This window comes from Microbacterium sp. PI-SA-G (genome assembly GCF_057215335.1).
In genome coordinates, this window is the sequence record NZ_CM170103.1 from 2,641,650 (window position 1) to 2,659,327 (window position 17,678).

Genomic DNA, 17,678 nt, shown 5'->3' on the forward strand with positions numbered 1-17,678 from the left:
CACTCAGGTGACCGAAATATCGGTTCAATAGCGTGGGGGCATGACGAACAGAACCCGCACCTCTGCCGCCGCCTCCCTGGGACTCCTCGTTCTGCGCATCGTCGTGGGTGCGATCTTCGCCGCACACGGCGCCCAGAAGGTCTTCGAGTACACGATCCCCGGAACCGTGGGCAGCTTCGCGGAGATGGGCGTGCCCCTGGCGGAGTTCGCCGCACCGCTGGTCGCCTTCCTCGAGCTGATCGGCGGCGTGCTGCTGATCCTCGGCTTCCTGACGCGGCCGATCGGCATTCTCCTCGCTGTCGACATGGTGGTCGCCCTGGTGCTCGTGCACCTGTCGGCCGGGCTCTGGGTCGCGGGCGGCGGCTACGAGTTCGTCGCCGTACTGGGGGCTGCGTCTCTCGCGCTCGCGCTGACGGGTGCGGGCCGGTTCTCGATCGACGGTGCATTCCTGCGCGGACGCGCCCCCGCCTGGCTCAGCTGAGCCGTGCGGGTGTAATCGATTTCACTCGGGCGGTCGAGAAGCGGCGCGAGCGCGCTACTGTTGCTTGCACATGGCTACGATCTACGACGTCGCAGAGCTGGCGGGAGTCTCTCCCGCCACGGTCTCGCGTGTCTTCAACGGCACGAGCGTGTCGAAGGAGAAGGTAGCGGCGGTGCGCGACGCGGCCGAGAAGCTGAGCTTCACGCCGAACCGCACTGCGCGCAACCTGCGGCGACAGAGCTCCGAGGTCATCGCACTGGTGATCCCCGACATCGAGAACCCGTACTTCACCGAGATGGCCCGCGGGGTCGAGGACGTCGCATCCGAGGCCGGGTACTCGGTCGTGCTGTGCAACTCCGACGCGCAGCTCGAGAAGGAGGCGACCTACCTGCGGATCGCGATCGCCGAGCACATGTCGGGAGTCATCATCGCGACCGCCGACGAGCAGTCCGACCTCGACAGCATCCTCGCCACCGGACGCCCGGTGGTGGCGGTGGACCGCAGCACCGCGTACGACATCGACGGCGTCGTGATGGCGAATCGCGCGGCGGGCACCTCGGCCACGAAAGACCTGATCGACGCCGGATACCGCCGCATCGCGTACATCGGAGGGCCGGAGCACATCGACACCGCCGCCGACCGTGCCGCGGGCTGGCGGGCGGCCCTCGGCGCCGCGCACCCGGAACTCGACCTCGACGAGCTGGCGCGCTTCGCGACGTTCCGTGTCGACGGCGGACGCGCCGCGATGGAGAAGCTGCTCGCGCTGCCCGAGCCGCCCGATGCGGTCGTCGCCGGCAACAACCTCATCGGCGTCGGCGCCATCCAGGTGTTGACGGAGCACGGGCTCACCCCGCCGGAGGTGGGCGTCGCGGTCATCGGATCCCTGCCGTTCACGACCCTCTCGCCCACGGCCGTCACGGTCGTGCGGCTGCCTGCTCGGCACATGGGCGTGACCGCCGCGCGGATGCTGCTGGAGCGCATCGGCGGAGATGTCCAGCCCTCGCGCACCGTGGTGCTGCGCAACGAGGTGCAGTCCGCCAGCCTGCAGCGCGCCTGACCGGCCCTACCCGCACCGCCGCTCACTGCGAGCGCCAGAACCGCGTCGCGAGGTTCGTGAGCTCCTTGTCGAAGTCGTCGACCTTGGTCTCCACGCGGGTGAGTCGGAGGTCAATGGCATCGAGGCGGGCGTTCATCTCGGCGCGCACGCCGCCGAGCATCATCGTCGTGAAGACGCCGATCAGGGTCCATACCTGGGGATCAGACAATTCCATGGCTCCATTCTGTGCAGGGAAAGCCCAGATTGTCACGGTATTCCGGTCGGGTTTGGTGCAGGTGTTCTTGCATCGTGAAATCGATTTCGCGTACAGTGGCGGTCAGGTTCGGATTCCGCGCTCCGGTTCGAGGAGGACACCATGCGCTGCACCCTCGGGGTGGACATCGGCACATCCAGCAGCAAGGGCGTGCTGGTCGCTGCCGACGGCGCGATCCTGCACTCGGCGACCCGTGCGCACGACGTCAGCCGCCCCCGCAGCGGCTGGGTCGAGATGGACGCGAACGTCTGGTGGGACGAGTTCGTCGCCATCGCCCGGGACCTGCTGGCGGCCCATCCCGAGGCCGAGGTGGTCGCCGTCGGCGTCAGCGGCATGGGCCCCTGCATTCTCCTCGCCGACGAGGATGACGAGCCGGTGCGCCCCGCCATTCTCTACGGCGTCGACACCCGCTCGACCGCGCAGATCGCCCGCATGACCGCCGAGCTCGGCGTCGAGGAGATCACGCGCATCGGCGGATCGACCCTCACCTCGCAGGCCGGCGGACCCAAGATCGCCTGGGTCGCCGACGAGGAGCCGGATGCCTGGGCGCGCGCCCGCCGACTGTTCATGCCCGCCTCCTGGCTGGCGCACAAGCTCACGGGCGCCTACGTGCTCGACCACCAGTCCGCGAGCCAGGTCTCGCCGCTGTACGACATCGAGAACGAGCGGTGGCACGAGCCGTTCTGGCAGCGGTACGCCGCGCCGATCGCCCAGCCCGCGCTCGCCTGGGCCGGCGACATCGCGGGCGCGGTGACCGCCGACGCGGCATCCGCCACCGGCATCCCGGTCGGAACCCCGGTGATCACGGGCACGGTCGACGCCTGGACCGAGGCCGTCAGCGTCGGCGCGCACGAGGTCGGCGACCTGATGCTGATGTACGGCACCACCATGTTCCTGGTGGCCACGGGCGAGGAGACGCTGCGCACCACCTCGATGTGGACCACGGCCGGAGCCTTCGCCGGAACGCGGAATCTCGCGGGCGGCCTCTCGACCTCCGGTGCCCTGACCGCCTGGCTGAAGGGGATGACCGGCGCCGACTACCCGCAGCTGCTCGCCGAGGCCGCCGAATCCGGTCCGGGCGCGAACGGCCTGCTGGTCCTGCCGTACTTCGCCGGGGAGCGCACGCCGATCCAGGACCCCGACGCCCGCGGAGTGATCGCCGGCCTCACCCTCGAACACACCCGAGGCGATCTCTACCGGGCAGCCCTCGAGGCGACCGCGCTGGGTGTGCGCCACAACGTCGAGACCATGCGCGCGGCCGGGGCCGACATCCGCCGCATCGTCGCCGTGGGCGGTGGCACGCAGGGGCAGCTGTGGCTGCAGATCGTCTCCGACGTGACCGGCCTCGTGCAGGAGGTGCCCGCGACCACCATCGGCGCCAGCTACGGCGCCGCGTTCCTCGCGGCAACCGCGACGGCGGGCCACGGCGCCGTTCCGGTGATCACCGACTGGAACCCGGTCGCCCAGACCATCACGCCCGACCCCGCGCTGCGCGCGCAGTACGACACCCTCTTCGACCGGTACGTGCGCCTGTACGCCGGCACGAAGGACGTCGTCCACGAACTCGCCGCCGTGCAGCGCGGTGCCGCCCCGACCCCAACACCGGAGGAATCATGACCACGTACACGCTGCCGACCCCGGCATCTCGTCCGGCATCCGCGCCGAAGACCGCCTACCTGATCGCCTCGGGCGATCTGCGTGAAGCCGCCAACACGGGCGGCTGGCCCGTGCAGGTCGAGCTCGAAGCCGGCGTGACCGGCGTGTTCGAGGAGCTCGGGTGGAGCGTCATCCGCGCCAACGAGGTCGACCCCGAGACCGGCCACGGCTTCATCTCGAGCCAGCGCATGGGGCTCGAGGTCTTCAAGAACATCCCCAACGACGCGCCTCTGATCGTCGCCGAGGCCGTGTGGCAGTACTCCCACCACGTGCTCGCCGGTCTGCGCGACCACCAGGGCCCCATCCTCACCGTCGCGAACTTCGCCGGCGACTGGCCCGGACTCGTCGGGCTCCTCGGTCTGAACGCGGGCCTGACGAAGATGGACAAGCCGTACGCCACGATCTGGTCGGTCGACTTCCGCGACGAGTGGTTCACCAACGGCATCAGGGAGTGGACCGAGACGGGCGCCATCACCCACGACGCCTCGCACGTGCGTGCACTGCCCGAGCTGCCCGACAGCCCCGAGAAGCAGCTGGGCGAGGCGCTCGCCGCCGAACTTCTCGCCGAGAAGGCCATCATCGGCGTGTTCGACGAGGGCTGCATGGGCATGTACAACGCGATCTTCGACGACGAGCTGCTCAACAGGACCGGCATCTACAAGGAGCGTCTGTCGCAGTCGGCACTGTACGCCGAGATGCTCGAGGTCTCGGAGGACGAGGCGGATGCCGCCTACGACTGGCTGATCGAGGCGGGCATGACCTTCCGCTACGGCGAGGATGCCGCCACCGAGCTCACGCGCGAGCAGGTGCAGTGGCAGCTCAAGATGTACATCGCCGCGCTCCGCATCTCCGACGACTTCGGTCTCGACGCCGTCGGCATCCAGTACCAGCAGGGCCTGAAGGACCTGGTCCCGGCGTCCGACCTGGCCGAGGGCATCCTGAACTCCACCGAGCGTCCGCCCGTCACCTCGCGCGACGGCTCGCGTGTGCTGCACGAGGGTCGCGCCTTCCCGCACTTCAACGAAGCCGACGAGGGTGTCGCGGTCGACGCACTCGTGACCGACCGCGTGTGGCGCGCCATGGGACTGGTGCCCGACAACACCCTGCACGACGTGCGCTGGGGCGAAGACTACGACGGACAGTTCGTCTGGGTGTACGAGATCTCGGGCTCGGTCCCGGCCTCGCACCTCGGCGGATGGCAGAACGCCGAGGGCTGGCGTCAGGGGCACGTGTTCTTCCCCGCGGGCGGCGCCACGATCAACGGCGTCTCGAAGCCGGGCGAGCTGGTGCTGTCGCGCGTGTTCATCGCCGACGGCATCCTGCAGGCCGACATCTTCCGCGCCTCGGTCGTCGAGCTGCCCGAGGAGGAGACCCAGCGCCGCAAGGACGCGACCAACCCGGAGTGGCCGATCGCGCACGTGGTGCTGCACGGCATCTCGCGCGACCAGTTCATGGCCCGCCACAAGGCCAACCACGCGCAGACGGTCTACGCGCCCGACGCCGAGACCGCCGACAAGGCGCTGATCGCCAAGGCCGCGATGTTCGCCGGCATGGGCATCAAGGTCAACCTCGTGGGAGACGTCGCGATCTGAGGCCGATGCGCTCGGCGCGGCGCGGCGGTGCTGCGGCAGTGCGGAGGGGATCGGCAGTGCGGAGGAGGGATCCGGCGTGAGGTCCCTCCTTTGCGCCGATCCCCTCCGTCATGCGCGGGCGCGCAGCCGAGATCAGGCGGGCGGCAGGCGCAGCACGTCGGGCGACTCGCCGCCCGAGAGGTCGTCGGCGATGCGGATGCTGCGCGCGAGATCGTCGAGCGCACCCGACAGCACTCCGAAGCGCTCGCGGTCGCTGCACACCGCGGTCAGGGTCACGAGGTGCGTGCCGGTGTCCCACGTGTAGGTCGCGAACGGGGGAGCGGCTGGCGCCTCCGGCATCGGCACCACGAGCTTCTCGCCGGCGCCCAGACGCGTCGGGAACGAGACGGTGTCGTCGTAGTCCATCGGCATGGATGCTCGGGCGATGCGCACGTCGGGCGTGAGCTGCTGAGCGGTCGCCATCGCCACGATCAGCTCGGGCTCGGCCTTCCACGTCCACACCAGCACCCGACCGTCAGCCTGCTTCATCATGAACGGCGCGGCCTGACTCATCGCCCAGGCGCCGAAGCGCGAGCCGGGGCGCTCCGTCCGTCCGAGCGCGGTGTTCGCCTGTCCGAGCAGCATCCGGATCGCGGCCTTGCGATGGCGCCGTCCGCGCCAGCCCAGCGATTCCGTCACGGGGATCCACAGAGCGGGGTCGGCGTCGGCACTCAGTCGCATGACCCCACGCTACGGGGATGAGCTGAAGGATGCCGGTACGCCTCAGCCGCGCAGGCAGACCCCTCCGGTAGAGTGGCCAGCGCCCGACCAGGGCTTTCCTTGGCCGCCGTCACCCGTAAGGCAGCATGTCTGACTTCTCCCCCGATCCGAGTGCTCCCGCGACCGGAGAGCGACCGCTTCGCATCCTGCTCGGATGCGACACCTTCGCCCCCGACATCAACGGCGCCGCCCGCTTCGCCGAGCGCCTCGCCGCCGGTCTCGTGCAGCGCGGGCACGACGTGCACGTCGTCGCCCCGAACCAGGCGTACCGCCGCGCACAGCCGCGCACCGAGGTGATCGAGGGCGAGCCGATGACGCTGCACCGTCTGCCGTCGGTGCGGTGGGCTCCGCACGACTGGCTGCGCTTCGTGTGGCCGTGGCGCACCAAGCATTACGCCCGGCAGATCCTCGACAGCGTGCAGCCCGACGTCGTGCACATCCAGTCGCACATCGTGATCGGTCGAGGACTGGCGCACATCGCCCACGACCGCGGCATCCCCGTGATCGCCACCAATCACGTCATGGCCGAGAACATCCTCGACCACAGCACATTCCCGAAGTTCGTCGACGAACTCATCCTGAAGTTCGCCTGGGCTGACGCCAAGCGCACCTTCGATCTCACGCGCGCCGTCACCACGCCCACGCGCCGGGCCGCCGACTTCCTCGAGCAGACGGTCTCGGTGCAGGGAGTCATCCCGATCAGCTGCGGCATCGACCGCACGCAGTACACCCCGGTGATCGCCCCGCGCGAGAAGAACCGCATCATCTTCGTCGGGCGCCTCACCGCTGAGAAGCAGGTCGAGGTCATCCTGCACGCGATGACGAAGCTCGACCCCGCGCTCGAGACCACGTTCGACATCGTCGGCGGCGGCGACCAGCGCAAGCAGCTCGAGAACCTCGCCGCGAAGCTCGGACTCGCCGAGCGCGTGACCTTCCACGGCCGCACCACCGATCAGGAGCTGCGTGCCCTGCTGTCGCGCGCGAGTCTGTTCGTGATCGCGTCGATCGCCGAGCTGCAGTCGATCGCGACCATGGAGGCGATGGCCTCGGCGCTGCCGATCGTCGCGGCCGATGCGGTCGCCCTCCCGCACCTCGTGCACGACGGCGAGAACGGGTACCTGTTCACGCCCGGTGACGCCGACGAGCTCGCCGCGCGCCTGACCGACGTGCTCACCGCGGAGCCCGCCGAGTATGCCCGCATGCAGCAGGCCTCGCTCGACGGCGTCGCCATCCACGACATCAACCGCACGCTCGACACGTTCGAGGCGCTGTACCGCGACCAGCCGCTTCCCGCCTAGGCGGACACCGCCATGCACATCGTCTTCTTCGGCGACCAGCACCTCGACTCGCTGGGTGGTGCACAGGTGTCGATGCGGCTGCAGCGGGAGTTCCTCGAACGTGCGGGCCACACGGTGACCGTGGTCGCGCCGCGCATGCACGGCTCGCGTGCCGCGACGGGCCCGGCGGCTGCGGGGAACGTCGATCTGCCTTCGATGCCGATCACGCTCGATCGCGAGTACTCGATGACGTGGCCGGGGCGCGCGACCGACCGATTCCTCGACCGCGCCATGACCCGGCGTCCCTCCGTCGACGCGGTGCACGTGCAGGCCGACTTCTGGGGGGCGTTCATCGGCCACCGGTATGCGCAGCGCCACGGCATCCCGGTCGTGCACACGATGCACAATCGCGTCGACGTGGGCATCGCCGCGGTCACCCCCCTGCACCGCCCGGTGCTCGCCGTGCTCAACCTGTGGCGCCGCGCGGCGATGCGGGGTGTGGGCTCGCCCGACCGCACGCCTGGCCGCGGCACCGACGGCTGGGCATTCCTGCGCGGACTCGCCGTCGGAGCGTCGGCGGTCACCGCCCCCTCGACGCACTTCGCCCGGCGTCTCGAGCAGCACGGAGTCTTCGACACCGTCGACGTGATCTGGAACGGCATCGACGACGACGTGCGCGACGCCACGCTCGCTGCCGCTCCCGCCGAGCGCGAACCCGGGCGTCCGCGCTTCGTGTGGCTCGGACGCATGAGCCCCGAGAAGCGGCTGCTTCCGTTCCTGCACGCCTTCGTCGCGTCGGGCGTCGATGCCGATCTCGAGGTCATCGGCGGAGGCGGGCAGCGCGCCGCCGCCGAGAAGATCACGGCCGGGCATCCGACCGTGCACTTCGCCGGACGCCTCACCTACGCCGACACGCTCGCGCGCATCGCGGCGGCCGACGCCCTCGTGCAGACCTCGATCGGCTTCGAGACGCAGGGGATGACGCCGTTCGAGGCGGCGACGCTCGGCACGCCGTCGGTGATCAGCGATCCCGACATCGCGGCCGAGCTGGGCGGCGGATTCTGGGCGGTGCCCGATGCCGACGCGTCGGAGCCCCGCCGGGTCGCTGCCCTCGCGCGCACGCTGCGCGACGCGGCATCCGACATCGTGGCGGGAACCGCGCCGACGCCCGTCCAGGCCGTGGTCGAGGGGTTCCGGCAGTCATCGCGCACGGCGGCCATGATCGAGGTCTACGAGCGCGTCGCGCCTCAGAAGAAGTTGTAGAGCAGCGACGAGAACCAGCCGACCACGATTCCGGCGGCCTGCGCTCCGGCGACGCCGATCGCGATTCCGCTGACGAGCGTCGACCCCGGGCGACGTGCCGCGATGATGCCGAAGGTCAGTGCCGCCGCCGACCCGCCCAGGGTGATCAGACCGCTCACGGTGCCGATCAAGCCGAAGCCCAGCGTCGAATAGTCGAAGGCGCCGTACAGGTAGGGCGTCAGCATCGAGAACAGCAGCCCGACGGCGAACGTCGCGACCGCGATGATGAGGGCCGTGCGCGCGAGCGGGTTGCGCGTGCGCGCATCGGCGGGATGCTGCGGCGGTGCCCCGAAGGGCGGCTGCGCGGGGATCTGGTGACCGGCGGGGTACTGGTGGCCGGCCGGATGCTGGGGTTGGGCCGGGAGCTGGGGTTGGGCCGAGAGAGGGGCCGCGTACGGGGGAGTGGGGACGGGAGGCTGCTGCGGCTCGCTCATGCCGACGAGCGTAGTCGGCCGCTCGCCGGACCGGGAGGGGAAGAGGCCTCAGCGGTCGGTGACGCGGGTCCAGTCGGTGGGCGTTTGGCGATAGCCGTCGCGCCGCAGCTCGATCACGGTGGCGACGCCGGCCCAGACGGCGAGGGCGGCGAGGAGAAGAAGAAGGATCATGGCAGAAACGCTACGATCCACTGGAATCCGTCACGAGTGGCAGGTTAGACTCCGAACGAAGGAAAACTGCCAACCTCAGGAGCGCGCATGAAGACGGTCGCCTGCATCATCCAAGACGGGTTCGCTCCGTTCGAGTTCGGCGTCGCCTGCGAGGCGTTCGGCCTCGACCGATCGGATGACGGCGTGCCGAACTTCGACTTCCGCGTGGTGGCCCCGCACACCGGTGTCGTGCCGTCGAAGATCGGATTCTCGGTGAACGTCGAGCACGACCTGTCGTTCGCGTACGAGGCGGACCTCGTCGTGTTCTGCCCGCTTCCGCGCTCGCACTGGGGGCAGATCGACCCGCGGGTGCTCGACGTCGCGCGTGACGCCGTGGCGCGCGACGCGTGGGTGATGAGCGTGTGCAGCGGCTCGTTCATCCTGGGGGCCGCCGGCGTGCTCGACGGGCGCCGCGCGACCACGCACTGGATGTACTCCGACGTGATGGCCGAGATGTACCCGAAGATCGACATCGACCCCGACGTGCTGTTCGTGCAGGACGGCAAGATCATCACCAGCGCGGGCACTGCTGCGGGCATCGACGCCTGCCTGCACCTGCTGCGCCAGGAGCTGGGGGCCGAGCTGACCAACCGCATCGCGCGGCGCATGGTCGTGCCCCCGCAGCGCGACGGCGGCCAGGCGCAGTTCATCGACCGCCCGATCCCGGTCGTGCCCACGCTGTCGCTCGCCGCAGTGACCGACTGGGCCGTCGAGCATCTGCGCGAGGACCTGGGCGTCGATCAGCTCGCCGCCCGGGCGCTGATGTCGCCGCGCACCTTCGCGCGCCGGTTCAAGGCCGAGTTCGGCGCGACCCCGGCCGCGTGGCTGGCGCGCCAGCGCATCATCCATGCGCAGCGCCTGCTGGAGCGCACCGACCTGCCCCTCGAGCACATCGCCGACGAGTGCGGCTTCGGGTCAGCGGCCGTGCTGCGGCAGAACTTCTCGCGGGTGCTGGGGCTGACCCCTACGGCCTACCGGGCGCGCTTCTCGTGCGCGGACGACATCGCGGCGGAGGAATCCGCCGCCTGAGTCGGGTTCACAGCGCGCGCGTCGTCGACCGTTCGACCAGGGTGCAGGGGAGCAGTACGTGCGCACGCTCCTGCGCGGGATCGTCGAGCAGGGCCAGGACGAGCTCGACCGCGCCGCGGGCCATGTCGAGGATGGGCTGGCGCACGGTGGTGAGGTCGAAGGACTCCCACGACGACATGGCCACGTCGTCGAAGCCCAGGATCGAGACGTCATCGGGGACCCGGACGCCGAGCGCCGTCGCCGCATTCAGGGCGCCGAACGCCACGAGATCGTTGTGGCAGAACAGTGCGGTGGGCGGGTCTGCGCGCTGGAGCAGGCGGGTCGCGGCGTCGAAGGCGCGGGCGTAGTCGAGATCGGCGACCTCGAGCAGTGCGTCGTCGAAGCTGACGTCCGCGGCGGCGAGCTCCGCGAGGAAGCCCTCGTGGCGGTCGCGCACGGATGCCGCGGTCAGCGGGCCCGCGATCACGCCGATGCGCCGGTGGCCGAGAGAGGTGAGGTGGCGACCGGCGAGGCGACCGCCCTCGAGGTTGTCGGGCGAGATCGTCGCGGTCTCGGGCGCGGTACCCGGTCCCATCGTGACCGAGGGCACGCCGAGCGACACGATGCGCCCCTCGTCGTCGGGCGGCAGGAGCGTGGTCGTGAGGATCACCGCGTCGACGTTCGTCTCCCACAGCGTCCTCGCGAGGTCCTCGGTGGTGTCGGCGCGACCGCTGAGGATGAGCGCGCGATACCCGGCGTGGGTGAGCTCATCGCTGATGGTGTGCAGCAGCTCGGCGTAGTAGCTGTTGCGCGGGTCGCCCAGCACGACCCCGATCGTGTGCGTGCGGCTGGTCACCAGGCTGCGCGCGCTCAGGTTCGGGCGGTAGCCGAGCTGCTGGATCGCCGCCTCGACCTTCTCGCGCACCCGCTCCGACACGCCCTCGTGGCCGTTGACGATGCGCGACACGGTGGTCTGCGACACCCCGGCCGCCTTGGCGACATCGATGCTCGTCACTCCGCGCGATCTGGGTGGCATGGGCGGTCCTCCTCCGGGCCGGAATTCCCATCGTAGACGCCGCCGTGCCGCGGATGACTACGCAGTACCGTCCCAGTGCGCCGGCGACGGCAGGGCGTGGTCGTGCACGTCGACCCCGGCGGGCGTGACGGATGCCGTGGCGTACAGCAGCGACTGCGTGGGGTAGCCGTGCGGACGGTTGTCGCGGATGATCGCGCGATCGTCCTCGGGGTCGAGGGTCGTCGTCTCGGCGAGCAGGGCGATCCAGTCGGCGGCCCACTCCGGTCGATCCGCGGCGGGCCCGATCGCGCGGAATCGTGGCAGCCACGTCTGGATGCGCGGCGTGACCGCGTCGTCGAGATCATCGTGCGCGATCATGTGCGTGCCGGGCGAGACCTGTGTCTCGCGCAGCTCGACGCCGTCCCACGACAGCACGCGGGCGCCCTCCGGCCCGACCTCGAGCAGGTTGAAGCCGTGCATCGGCAGGGGGCCTGTCGGCGATCGTCCGCTGACCGACTCGAGCGCAAGCGACCCGCGCGAGAGTGCCTCGCCGGCGAGGTCCTGCACGTCGGCCCGGTTCAGCAGCACCGCGAGGCGCCGCTGCGCGGGATTCACCGCGAGCCAGGCGCCGCCCGCGCGCCGGTCGCGGATGCCGATGACACCCGGGTACCGAGCGGGCCACCACGGTCCCAGGCCGTCCCACTCGCGCAGCGGGTCCTCGTCGCGAACCGCCAGCAGTCGTGCGGACGCGGCATCTTCGACATCGATCACGACGGTGCACACACGGCAATCCTAGGTCGGGGCCCGACGGGAGGGATGCTGCGGCAGAATCGAGAGGGTGAACATCGTCGTCGGAGTCACGGGCGGAATCGCCGCGTACAAGACCGTCCACCTGGTCCGCCTGCTCACCAAGGCCGGGCACGAGGTGACCGTCGTGCCCACGGAAGACGCGCTGCGGTTCGTCGGACTGCCCACATGGGAGGCGATCAGTCGGCATCCGGTCACCACCAGCGTGCACGACGACGTGGCGCGGGTGCGGCACGTCGCACTCGGTCAGGCGGCCGATCTCGTGATCGTCGCGCCGGCGACCGCGAACACGATCGCGTCGATGACCGCCGGGCTCGCGAGCGACCTGCTCGGCACGACGCTGCTCGCGACGATGGCTCCCGTGCTGATCGCGCCCGCGATGCACACCGAGATGTGGCGGCATCCGGCCACTCAGGCCAACATCGCCACGCTCCGGGGGCGCGGCGTGCAGCTGGTCGGCCCCGCTGAGGGCGAGCTCGCCGGCGGCGACACGGGGCCGGGGCGCATGTCGGAGCCGGAGCAGATCTTCGACGCGGCGCTCGCGCTGCTGCGGCCACGCGACCTCGTGGGTCTGCGCGTGGTCGTCTCGGCGGGCGGCACGCGCGAGCCCATCGACCCCGTGCGCTTTCTCGGCAACCGCTCCAGCGGACGGCAGGGAGTGGCGCTCGCCGCCGAAGCCACCGCCCGCGGGGCGAAGGTCACACTCGTCGCCGCGCACGTCGAGGGTGACGTGCTGGCGGCGGCGCAGCATCCGTGTCTGCGGATCGTGCGCGTCGGCACCGCCGCCGAGCTGTCGGAGGCGATGAAAGATGCCGCCACCACGGCCGACGTCGTCATCATGGCCGCAGCCGTGGCCGACTATCGTCCGACCGAGGCGGCGGACCACAAGATCACGAAGGCCACGGGCGGCCTCACCCGCATCGACCTCGTCGAAGCCGAAGACGTGGTGGCCGCCCTCGCGGTCGCACGCACCGAGGGGCGCGCGCCGGCCGGACAGACCATCGTGGCGTTCGCCGCCGAGACGCTGACCGACGTCGAAGATCGCCGCGAGCGCGCGCGGCACAAGCGGGAGCGGAAGGGCGTCGACCTGCTCGCGGTCAACCTCGCCGACGCGGAGCACGGGTTCGAGTCGGCGCACAATGCGGTCGAGATCATCGGGACCGAGGGAGCCGTCGTGGCGGAGGCCGCCGGAACGAAGCGCGAGGTCGCGGGGGTGATCTGGAACGCCGTGGTCGGCATGCGCTAAACTTGAGTCATAACCACTCAACTTTGAAGGAGTCTCCTCAGGAGGAACAGATGGCCACCCCGCAGACCGGCACCCAGAACCAGGACCAGCAGTCACCCCTCGAGCAGTTCGGCATCAACCTCACCGACCGCGCGCGGCAGGGCAAACTCGACCCCGTCATCGGGCGCGACAGCGAGATCCGCCGCGTCAGCCAGGTGCTGACCCGACGCACCAAGAACAACCCGGTGCTGATCGGCGAGCCCGGCGTCGGCAAGACCGCCGTCGTCGAGGGGCTCGCGCAGCGCATCGTCGCGGGTGACGTCGCCGAGTCGCTCAAGGACAAAGAGCTCATCACGCTCGACATCTCGGCCCTGGTCGCCGGAGCGATGTACCGCGGCCAGTTCGAGGAGCGGCTGAAGAGCGTCCTGAAGGAGATCACCGAGTCCGAAGGCCGCGTCATCACCTTCATCGACGAGCTGCACGTGCTCATGGGTGCGGGCGGCGGCGAGGGGTCGGTTGCGGCATCCAACATGCTCAAGCCGATGCTGGCCCGGGGTGAGCTGCGTCTGATCGGTGCGACGACGCTCAACGAGTACCGCGAGTTCATCGAGAAGGATGCCGCGCTCGAGCGCCGCTTCCAGCAGGTGTACGTCGGCGAGCCCACGGTCGAGGACACCATCGCGATCCTGCGTGGACTCAAGGAGCGCTACGAGGCGCACCACAAGGTCGCGATCTCCGACGGTGCGCTGGTCGCCGCGGCATCCCTCTCGAGCCGGTATCTGCCCGCCCGCCAGCTGCCCGACAAGGCGATCGACCTGATCGACGAGGCCGCCTCGCGCCTGCGCATGGAGATCGACTCGGCACCGGTCGAGATCGACGAGCTGCGCCGCCACGTCGACCGGCTGAAGCTCGAAGAACTCGCGCTGAAGAAGGAGAAGGACCCGGCGTCGAAGGAGCGACTCGCCACGCTGCGTGCCGATCTGGCGACCGAAGAGGTCAAGCTGCGCGAACTGCAGGAGCGGTGGGAACGCGAGCGGGCGTCGCTCAACCGCGTCGGTGATCTGAAGACGCGGCTCGACGCCGCCCGCATCGACGCCGAGCGCGCGCAGCGCGAGGGCAACCTCGAGAAGGCGTCGCGGCTGCTCTACGCCGAGATCCCCGCGCTGGAGCGCGAACTCGTCGAGGCCGAGCGCTCCGAGGCCGACCCCGAGACCGGCGCTGGCGCAGAGCGCATGGTCAACGAGCAGGTCACCGATGAAGACATCGCGGGCGTGATCGCGGCGTGGACCGGCATCCCGGTGGGCCGTCTGCTGCAGGGCGAGGCGTCGAAGCTGCTGCACCTCGAAGCCGAGCTGGGCAAGCGCCTGATCGGGCAGAAGGATGCCGTGAAGGCGGTGTCGGATGCGGTGCGCCGCTCGCGCGCGGGCATCAGCGACCCCGGCCGCCCGACTGGTTCGTTCCTGTTCCTCGGCCCCACGGGCGTGGGCAAGACCGAGCTGGCGAAGGCCGTGGCGGAGTTCCTCTTCGACGACGAGCACGCCATGGTGCGCATCGACATGTCGGAGTACGGCGAGAAGCACTCGGTCTCGCGGCTGGTCGGCGCCCCTCCCGGATACATCGGCTACGAGCAGGGCGGTCAGCTGACCGAAGCCGTGCGGCGGCGCCCGTACAGCGTGATCCTGCTCGACGAGGTCGAGAAGGCGCACCCCGAGGTGTTCGACGTGCTGCTGCAGGTGCTCGACGACGGGCGCCTCACCGACGGACAGGGACGCACGGTCGACTTCACGAACGTGATCCTGATCCTCACCTCGAACCTCGGCTCGCCGATCCTCATCGATCCGCTCCTGTCGACCGACGACAAGCGCGAGCAGGTGATGGCGCTGGTGCGTCAGGTGTTCCGTCCGGAGTTCCTCAACCGCCTCGACGACATCGTGATGTTCTCGGCTCTGAGCGAAGACGACCTCGCCCAGATCGTCGAGCTCACGATCGACCAGCTGCACAAGCGGCTGCGGGATCGCCGGCTCACGCTCGCGGTCACCCCCGACGCCCGGTCGTGGCTGGCCGAGCGGGGCTACGACCCGGTGTTCGGGGCGCGCCCGCTGCGACGCCTGATCCAGAGCGAGGTGCAGAACAAGCTCGCGACCGCGCTGCTCTCAGGCGGCGTGCGCGACGGCGACACCGTGCGCGTCGACGTGGCGGCCGACGGGTCGGGGCTGGTGCTCACGAGCGCGGCGTAGCGGGGGCGCGCGACGGGTCGTCGGGTTACAGCACCGACTTCGGCAGCCGGTGCAGGGTCACCGCGCCGATCGCGGCGAACGGATGCAGCGGATCGGGGTCGCTCGATCCCGTCGGGCCACCCAGAGTGGAGTCGACCAGCGCGCTCATCACAGCGAACGCGTCCATCCGACTCCATCCCTGCCCGGTCACCAAGAAGTCGAAGGCGTCTTCGTAGCCGCGCGTGATGCTCTCCTGTACCGGATCCCCGAGCCCGACGAAGACCCACTCCTCCGGCGTTTCGATGCGGGGCGCGCGCAAAGGCAGGTCGACGATCAGATCGATGCTGACGACCGCGACGCCCTCCGCCTCGATCGCGACGAACGAGGACTCGCCCTCGCTCATGATCGCGTGGATGTCGCCGATGGAGAGGAGCGCACCTTCGACCTCGACCGGCAGGTAGACGATGGAACCGGGGCGGGCCTCGGTCACGTCCATGTTGCCGCCGAGCGCGGTCGTCGGCATGACGGTCGAGTGCACGCCCGATGCGGGCGCGGTGCCGATGCAGCCGATCATGGGCCGCGGTGCCACCACGTGCCGGTCCGTGAGGTGTACTCCGGTCTCGTCGATCGGGATGCGTCTCGACTCGACCCTGTCGCTCATCCTGTTGCGCAGCGCGCCGACGCCGGGCAGGCTCTGCGACCAGCCGCAGTCCTTGAGTCGGATCTCGTGGACGGTCACGGCGAGTGTGTCGCCCGGCTTCGCTCCCGTCACCCAGACCGGTCCTGTGACCGGGTTGATCGGTGCGACGAGGGCCGCGAGATCGCCATGGTCGTGGAGTTCGCGGTACACGGCGTCATCCGTCTCGAACCCGATCCTCTCGCCCGTGCCCGGGTGAATCCGCAGCACCGGCTCGATGTCGGCCCGGAATCCGGGTCGTCCGAGGTGCTTGCCGAGGAAGTGATCGATTCCGGTCATTTCGCTGTCCCTTCGGTCGTCGCTGCGTGCTCGAGCAGAGGCTCGGGGTTCGCTCCGTTACGGACGCGGAAGACGAAGAAGACGATGACCCCGATGATGAGCCACACGGCTCCGCCGATCTTGGCGAGGTCGGAGGCATTGACCAGCACGTAGCCGATGATGAGGAAGCCGCACAGCGGCACGACGAGGTGCAGCAGCCAGTTGCGCGAACGCTGGCGCACGATGTAGTGCCAGAAGACGGTGATGTGCAGCAGCAGGAATCCGAACAGCGCGCCGAAGTTCACGAGCTGGGCGATCAGATCGAGCTGCCCGACGAAGAACAGCACCAGCACCGTGCTGAGGGCGCTCACGAACAGGATCGCGTAGATCGGAACCTGCCGGGAGTTGATCTTCGAGAAGAACGCGGGCAGCCGGCGGTCGCGGCTCATCGAGTACAGCAGACGGGAGGTCGCCGCCTGGGCAGCCACCGCGTTGGCGATGCCCACCGCGATGACGTTGACTGCGAGGAACGCCGTCGCCCATCCGCTTCCGGCGGCTTGCGCGACGATCGAGAAGAACGCGTTGTTGACCTCGTCCTCCGAGAACGACACGGTTCCCGCGGCCAGGGCGCTGGCCAGCCAGGTCTGCAGGATGAAGAGCGTCGCGACGATGAACAGCGCGATCACCATCGCCCGGCCCGCGGGGTTCCGCTTGCCCGTCGTCTCTTCGGAGAGCGTCGAGATCCCGTCGAACCCGAGGAAGCTCAGGACGGCGATCGACAGTGCGGCGGCGATCAGCGGCGGATCCACCTTTGCCGGGTCCCAGAGCTGTGCGAGCGAGAACGACGACCCCTCGATGGTCTGCCCCGTGAGTGCGGAGACCGCGATGATCACGAAGATCGCGACGAACACGAGCTCGATGGCGAGGAAGACGCGGTTCGCGACGGTGATCGAGCCGATGCCGAGCACGTTGATGATCGTGTTGACCGCCACGCAGAGAACGGCCCACAGCCATTCGGGGGATTCGGGGAAGATGCCCCGCATCGATGAGGCGGCGAAGACGTACAGCAGGGTGGGGACGAGCAGGTAGTCCAGCAGGATCGCCCAGCCGGCGAAGAAGCCCGCGACCGGGTGGGTGCCGCGGCCGACGTAGGAGAACACGGATCCGGCGAGGGGGAACGACTTCGCCATCTGGGCGTACCCGAGCGCGGTGAAGATCATCGCCACGAGTCCGACCAGATAGACGAGGGGCACCATCCCCTTCGACTCGTTGAACACCACTCCGAAGATCGCCCAGGGGGCGATCGGAACCATGAAGACCAGTCCGTAGACGACGAGGTCGAAGGTCGAGACGGAGCGCTTGAGTTCTTGCTTGTAGCCGAAGGATTCCAGCCGAGGCTGGCCGTCGGATGCGGCGGTGGTGGTCATGATT

At 69.7% G+C, this 17,678-nt stretch carries 17 protein-coding genes; 9 read left to right on the forward strand and 8 right to left on the reverse strand.

Annotation, left to right across the window (positions count from 1 at the left end):
- Positions 1 to 40 precede the first annotated feature (40 nt).
- Both AC2D10_RS13010 and AC2D10_RS13015 read left to right on the forward strand, forming a co-directional pair.
- Positions 41 to 481, forward strand: a complete 441-nt coding sequence (locus tag AC2D10_RS13010) for a DoxX family protein (protein ID WP_484708250.1) — start codon at positions 41 to 43, stop codon at positions 479 to 481.
- Positions 482 to 551: 70 nt separating this feature from the next.
- Positions 552 to 1,538, forward strand: coding sequence for a LacI family DNA-binding transcriptional regulator (locus tag AC2D10_RS13015; protein ID WP_484708251.1), 987 nt, complete (start codon positions 552 to 554; stop codon positions 1,536 to 1,538).
- A gap of 22 nt (positions 1,539 to 1,560) precedes the next feature.
- Here the strand turns inward: AC2D10_RS13015 and AC2D10_RS13020 are convergent, their stop codons facing one another.
- Positions 1,561 to 1,752, reverse strand: a complete 192-nt coding sequence (locus AC2D10_RS13020) for a hypothetical protein (RefSeq protein WP_484708252.1) — start codon at positions 1,750 to 1,752, stop codon at positions 1,561 to 1,563.
- 141 nt (positions 1,753 to 1,893) lie between these two features.
- Between AC2D10_RS13020 and AC2D10_RS13025 the strand changes: the two genes are divergently transcribed.
- Positions 1,894 to 3,408, forward strand: a complete 1,515-nt coding sequence (locus AC2D10_RS13025) for an FGGY-family carbohydrate kinase (protein ID WP_484708253.1) — start codon at positions 1,894 to 1,896, stop codon at positions 3,406 to 3,408.
- The gene (locus AC2D10_RS13030; protein ID WP_484708256.1) at positions 3,405 to 5,039 is read left to right on the forward strand and encodes a fucose isomerase; all 1,635 of its coding nucleotides are present in this window, start codon (positions 3,405 to 3,407) and stop codon (positions 5,037 to 5,039) included. Before AC2D10_RS13025 ends, AC2D10_RS13030 begins: the two co-directional genes overlap by 4 nt.
- Before the next feature lie 132 nt (positions 5,040 to 5,171).
- On the opposite strand, the gene AC2D10_RS13035 is transcribed toward AC2D10_RS13030, so the two are convergent.
- Positions 5,172 to 5,759 carry a hypothetical protein gene (locus AC2D10_RS13035; protein WP_484708257.1) on the reverse strand — a complete coding sequence of 196 codons (588 nt, stop codon included), beginning with the start codon at positions 5,757 to 5,759 and terminating at the stop codon, positions 5,172 to 5,174.
- A 125-nt stretch (positions 5,760 to 5,884) separates the two neighbouring features.
- On the opposite strand from AC2D10_RS13035, the gene AC2D10_RS13040 reads away from it, so the two are divergent.
- Together AC2D10_RS13040 and AC2D10_RS13045 are read left to right on the forward strand one after the other, a co-directional pair.
- A complete protein-coding gene (locus AC2D10_RS13040; RefSeq protein WP_484708259.1) occupies positions 5,885 to 7,096 on the forward strand; it encodes a glycosyltransferase in 1,212 nt (403 codons plus the stop codon).
- A 12-nt stretch (positions 7,097 to 7,108) separates the two neighbouring features.
- Positions 7,109 to 8,338 (forward strand): glycosyltransferase family 4 protein, encoded by a 1,230-nt coding sequence (locus AC2D10_RS13045; protein WP_484708263.1) that lies wholly within the window; start codon positions 7,109 to 7,111, stop codon positions 8,336 to 8,338.
- Here the strand turns inward: AC2D10_RS13045 and AC2D10_RS13050 are convergent.
- Complete coding sequence (locus AC2D10_RS13050; RefSeq protein ID WP_484708264.1) at positions 8,323 to 8,811, reverse strand: hypothetical protein; 489 nt, start codon at positions 8,809 to 8,811, stop codon at positions 8,323 to 8,325. The two genes, AC2D10_RS13045 and AC2D10_RS13050, sit on opposite strands and share 16 nt — an antisense overlap.
- A 48-nt stretch (positions 8,812 to 8,859) precedes the next feature.
- The gene (locus AC2D10_RS13055) at positions 8,860 to 8,982 is read right to left on the reverse strand and encodes a hypothetical protein (RefSeq protein WP_484708266.1); all 123 of its coding nucleotides are present in this window, start codon (positions 8,980 to 8,982) and stop codon (positions 8,860 to 8,862) included.
- An 87-nt stretch (positions 8,983 to 9,069) separates the two neighbouring features.
- Between AC2D10_RS13055 and AC2D10_RS13060 the strand changes: the two genes are divergently transcribed.
- Entirely contained in the window at positions 9,070 to 10,050 is a 981-nt protein-coding gene (locus tag AC2D10_RS13060) for a GlxA family transcriptional regulator (protein ID WP_484708267.1), read from the forward strand.
- A gap of 7 nt (positions 10,051 to 10,057) precedes the next feature.
- On the opposite strand, the gene AC2D10_RS13065 is transcribed toward AC2D10_RS13060, so the two are convergent.
- Entirely contained in the window at positions 10,058 to 11,065 is a 1,008-nt protein-coding gene (locus tag AC2D10_RS13065; protein ID WP_484708268.1) for a LacI family DNA-binding transcriptional regulator, read from the reverse strand.
- Positions 11,066 to 11,122: 57 nt separating this feature from the next.
- The gene (locus AC2D10_RS13070) at positions 11,123 to 11,827 is read right to left on the reverse strand and encodes an NRDE family protein (protein ID WP_484708269.1); all 705 of its coding nucleotides are present in this window, start codon (positions 11,825 to 11,827) and stop codon (positions 11,123 to 11,125) included.
- A 55-nt stretch (positions 11,828 to 11,882) separates the two neighbouring features.
- Between AC2D10_RS13070 and coaBC the strand changes: the two genes are divergently transcribed.
- A complete protein-coding gene (gene coaBC / locus AC2D10_RS13075) occupies positions 11,883 to 13,097 on the forward strand; it encodes a bifunctional phosphopantothenoylcysteine decarboxylase/phosphopantothenate--cysteine ligase CoaBC (RefSeq protein WP_484708271.1) in 1,215 nt (404 codons plus the stop codon).
- A 50-nt stretch (positions 13,098 to 13,147) separates the two neighbouring features.
- Positions 13,148 to 15,313 (forward strand): ATP-dependent Clp protease ATP-binding subunit, encoded by a 2,166-nt coding sequence (locus AC2D10_RS13080; RefSeq protein ID WP_484708272.1) that lies wholly within the window; start codon positions 13,148 to 13,150, stop codon positions 15,311 to 15,313.
- Between the two features lie 25 nt (positions 15,314 to 15,338).
- On the opposite strand, the gene AC2D10_RS13085 is transcribed toward AC2D10_RS13080, so the two are convergent.
- Both AC2D10_RS13085 and AC2D10_RS13090 read right to left on the reverse strand, forming a co-directional pair.
- Positions 15,339 to 16,268, reverse strand: coding sequence for an acetamidase/formamidase family protein (locus AC2D10_RS13085; RefSeq protein WP_484708275.1), 930 nt, complete (start codon positions 16,266 to 16,268; stop codon positions 15,339 to 15,341).
- The gene (locus AC2D10_RS13090) at positions 16,265 to 17,674 is read right to left on the reverse strand and encodes an APC family permease (RefSeq protein WP_484708279.1); all 1,410 of its coding nucleotides are present in this window, start codon (positions 17,672 to 17,674) and stop codon (positions 16,265 to 16,267) included. Before AC2D10_RS13090 ends, AC2D10_RS13085 begins: the two co-directional genes overlap by 4 nt.
- Between the last annotated feature and the right edge of the window lie 4 nt (positions 17,675 to 17,678).

Bases quoted from the DNA above. Each gene is read 5' to 3' on its own strand.
- AC2D10_RS13090 (WP_484708279.1), bottom strand. From the start codon at position 17,674: ATGACCACCACCGCCGCATCCGACGGCCAGCCTCGGCTGGAATCCTTC.
- AC2D10_RS13050 (WP_484708264.1), bottom strand. From the start codon at position 8,811: ATGAGCGAGCCGCAGCAGCCTCCCGTCCCCACTCCCCCGTACGCGGCC.
- AC2D10_RS13045 (WP_484708263.1), top strand. From the start codon at position 7,109: ATGCACATCGTCTTCTTCGGCGACCAGCACCTCGACTCGCTGGGTGGT.
- AC2D10_RS13040 (WP_484708259.1), top strand. From the start codon at position 5,885: ATGTCTGACTTCTCCCCCGATCCGAGTGCTCCCGCGACCGGAGAGCGA.
- AC2D10_RS13060 (WP_484708267.1), top strand. From the start codon at position 9,070: ATGAAGACGGTCGCCTGCATCATCCAAGACGGGTTCGCTCCGTTCGAG.
- AC2D10_RS13080 (WP_484708272.1), top strand. From the start codon at position 13,148: ATGGCCACCCCGCAGACCGGCACCCAGAACCAGGACCAGCAGTCACCC.
- AC2D10_RS13010 (WP_484708250.1), top strand. From the start codon at position 41: ATGACGAACAGAACCCGCACCTCTGCCGCCGCCTCCCTGGGACTCCTC.
- AC2D10_RS13030 (WP_484708256.1), top strand. From the start codon at position 3,405: ATGACCACGTACACGCTGCCGACCCCGGCATCTCGTCCGGCATCCGCG.
- AC2D10_RS13015 (WP_484708251.1), top strand. From the start codon at position 552: ATGGCTACGATCTACGACGTCGCAGAGCTGGCGGGAGTCTCTCCCGCC.
- AC2D10_RS13035 (WP_484708257.1), bottom strand. From the start codon at position 5,759: ATGCGACTGAGTGCCGACGCCGACCCCGCTCTGTGGATCCCCGTGACG.
- AC2D10_RS13085 (WP_484708275.1), bottom strand. From the start codon at position 16,268: ATGACCGGAATCGATCACTTCCTCGGCAAGCACCTCGGACGACCCGGA.
- AC2D10_RS13025 (WP_484708253.1), top strand. From the start codon at position 1,894: ATGCGCTGCACCCTCGGGGTGGACATCGGCACATCCAGCAGCAAGGGC.
- AC2D10_RS13065 (WP_484708268.1), bottom strand. From the start codon at position 11,065: ATGCCACCCAGATCGCGCGGAGTGACGAGCATCGATGTCGCCAAGGCG.
- AC2D10_RS13055 (WP_484708266.1), bottom strand. From the start codon at position 8,982: ATGATCCTTCTTCTTCTCCTCGCCGCCCTCGCCGTCTGGGCCGGCGTC.
- AC2D10_RS13020 (WP_484708252.1), bottom strand. From the start codon at position 1,752: ATGGAATTGTCTGATCCCCAGGTATGGACCCTGATCGGCGTCTTCACG.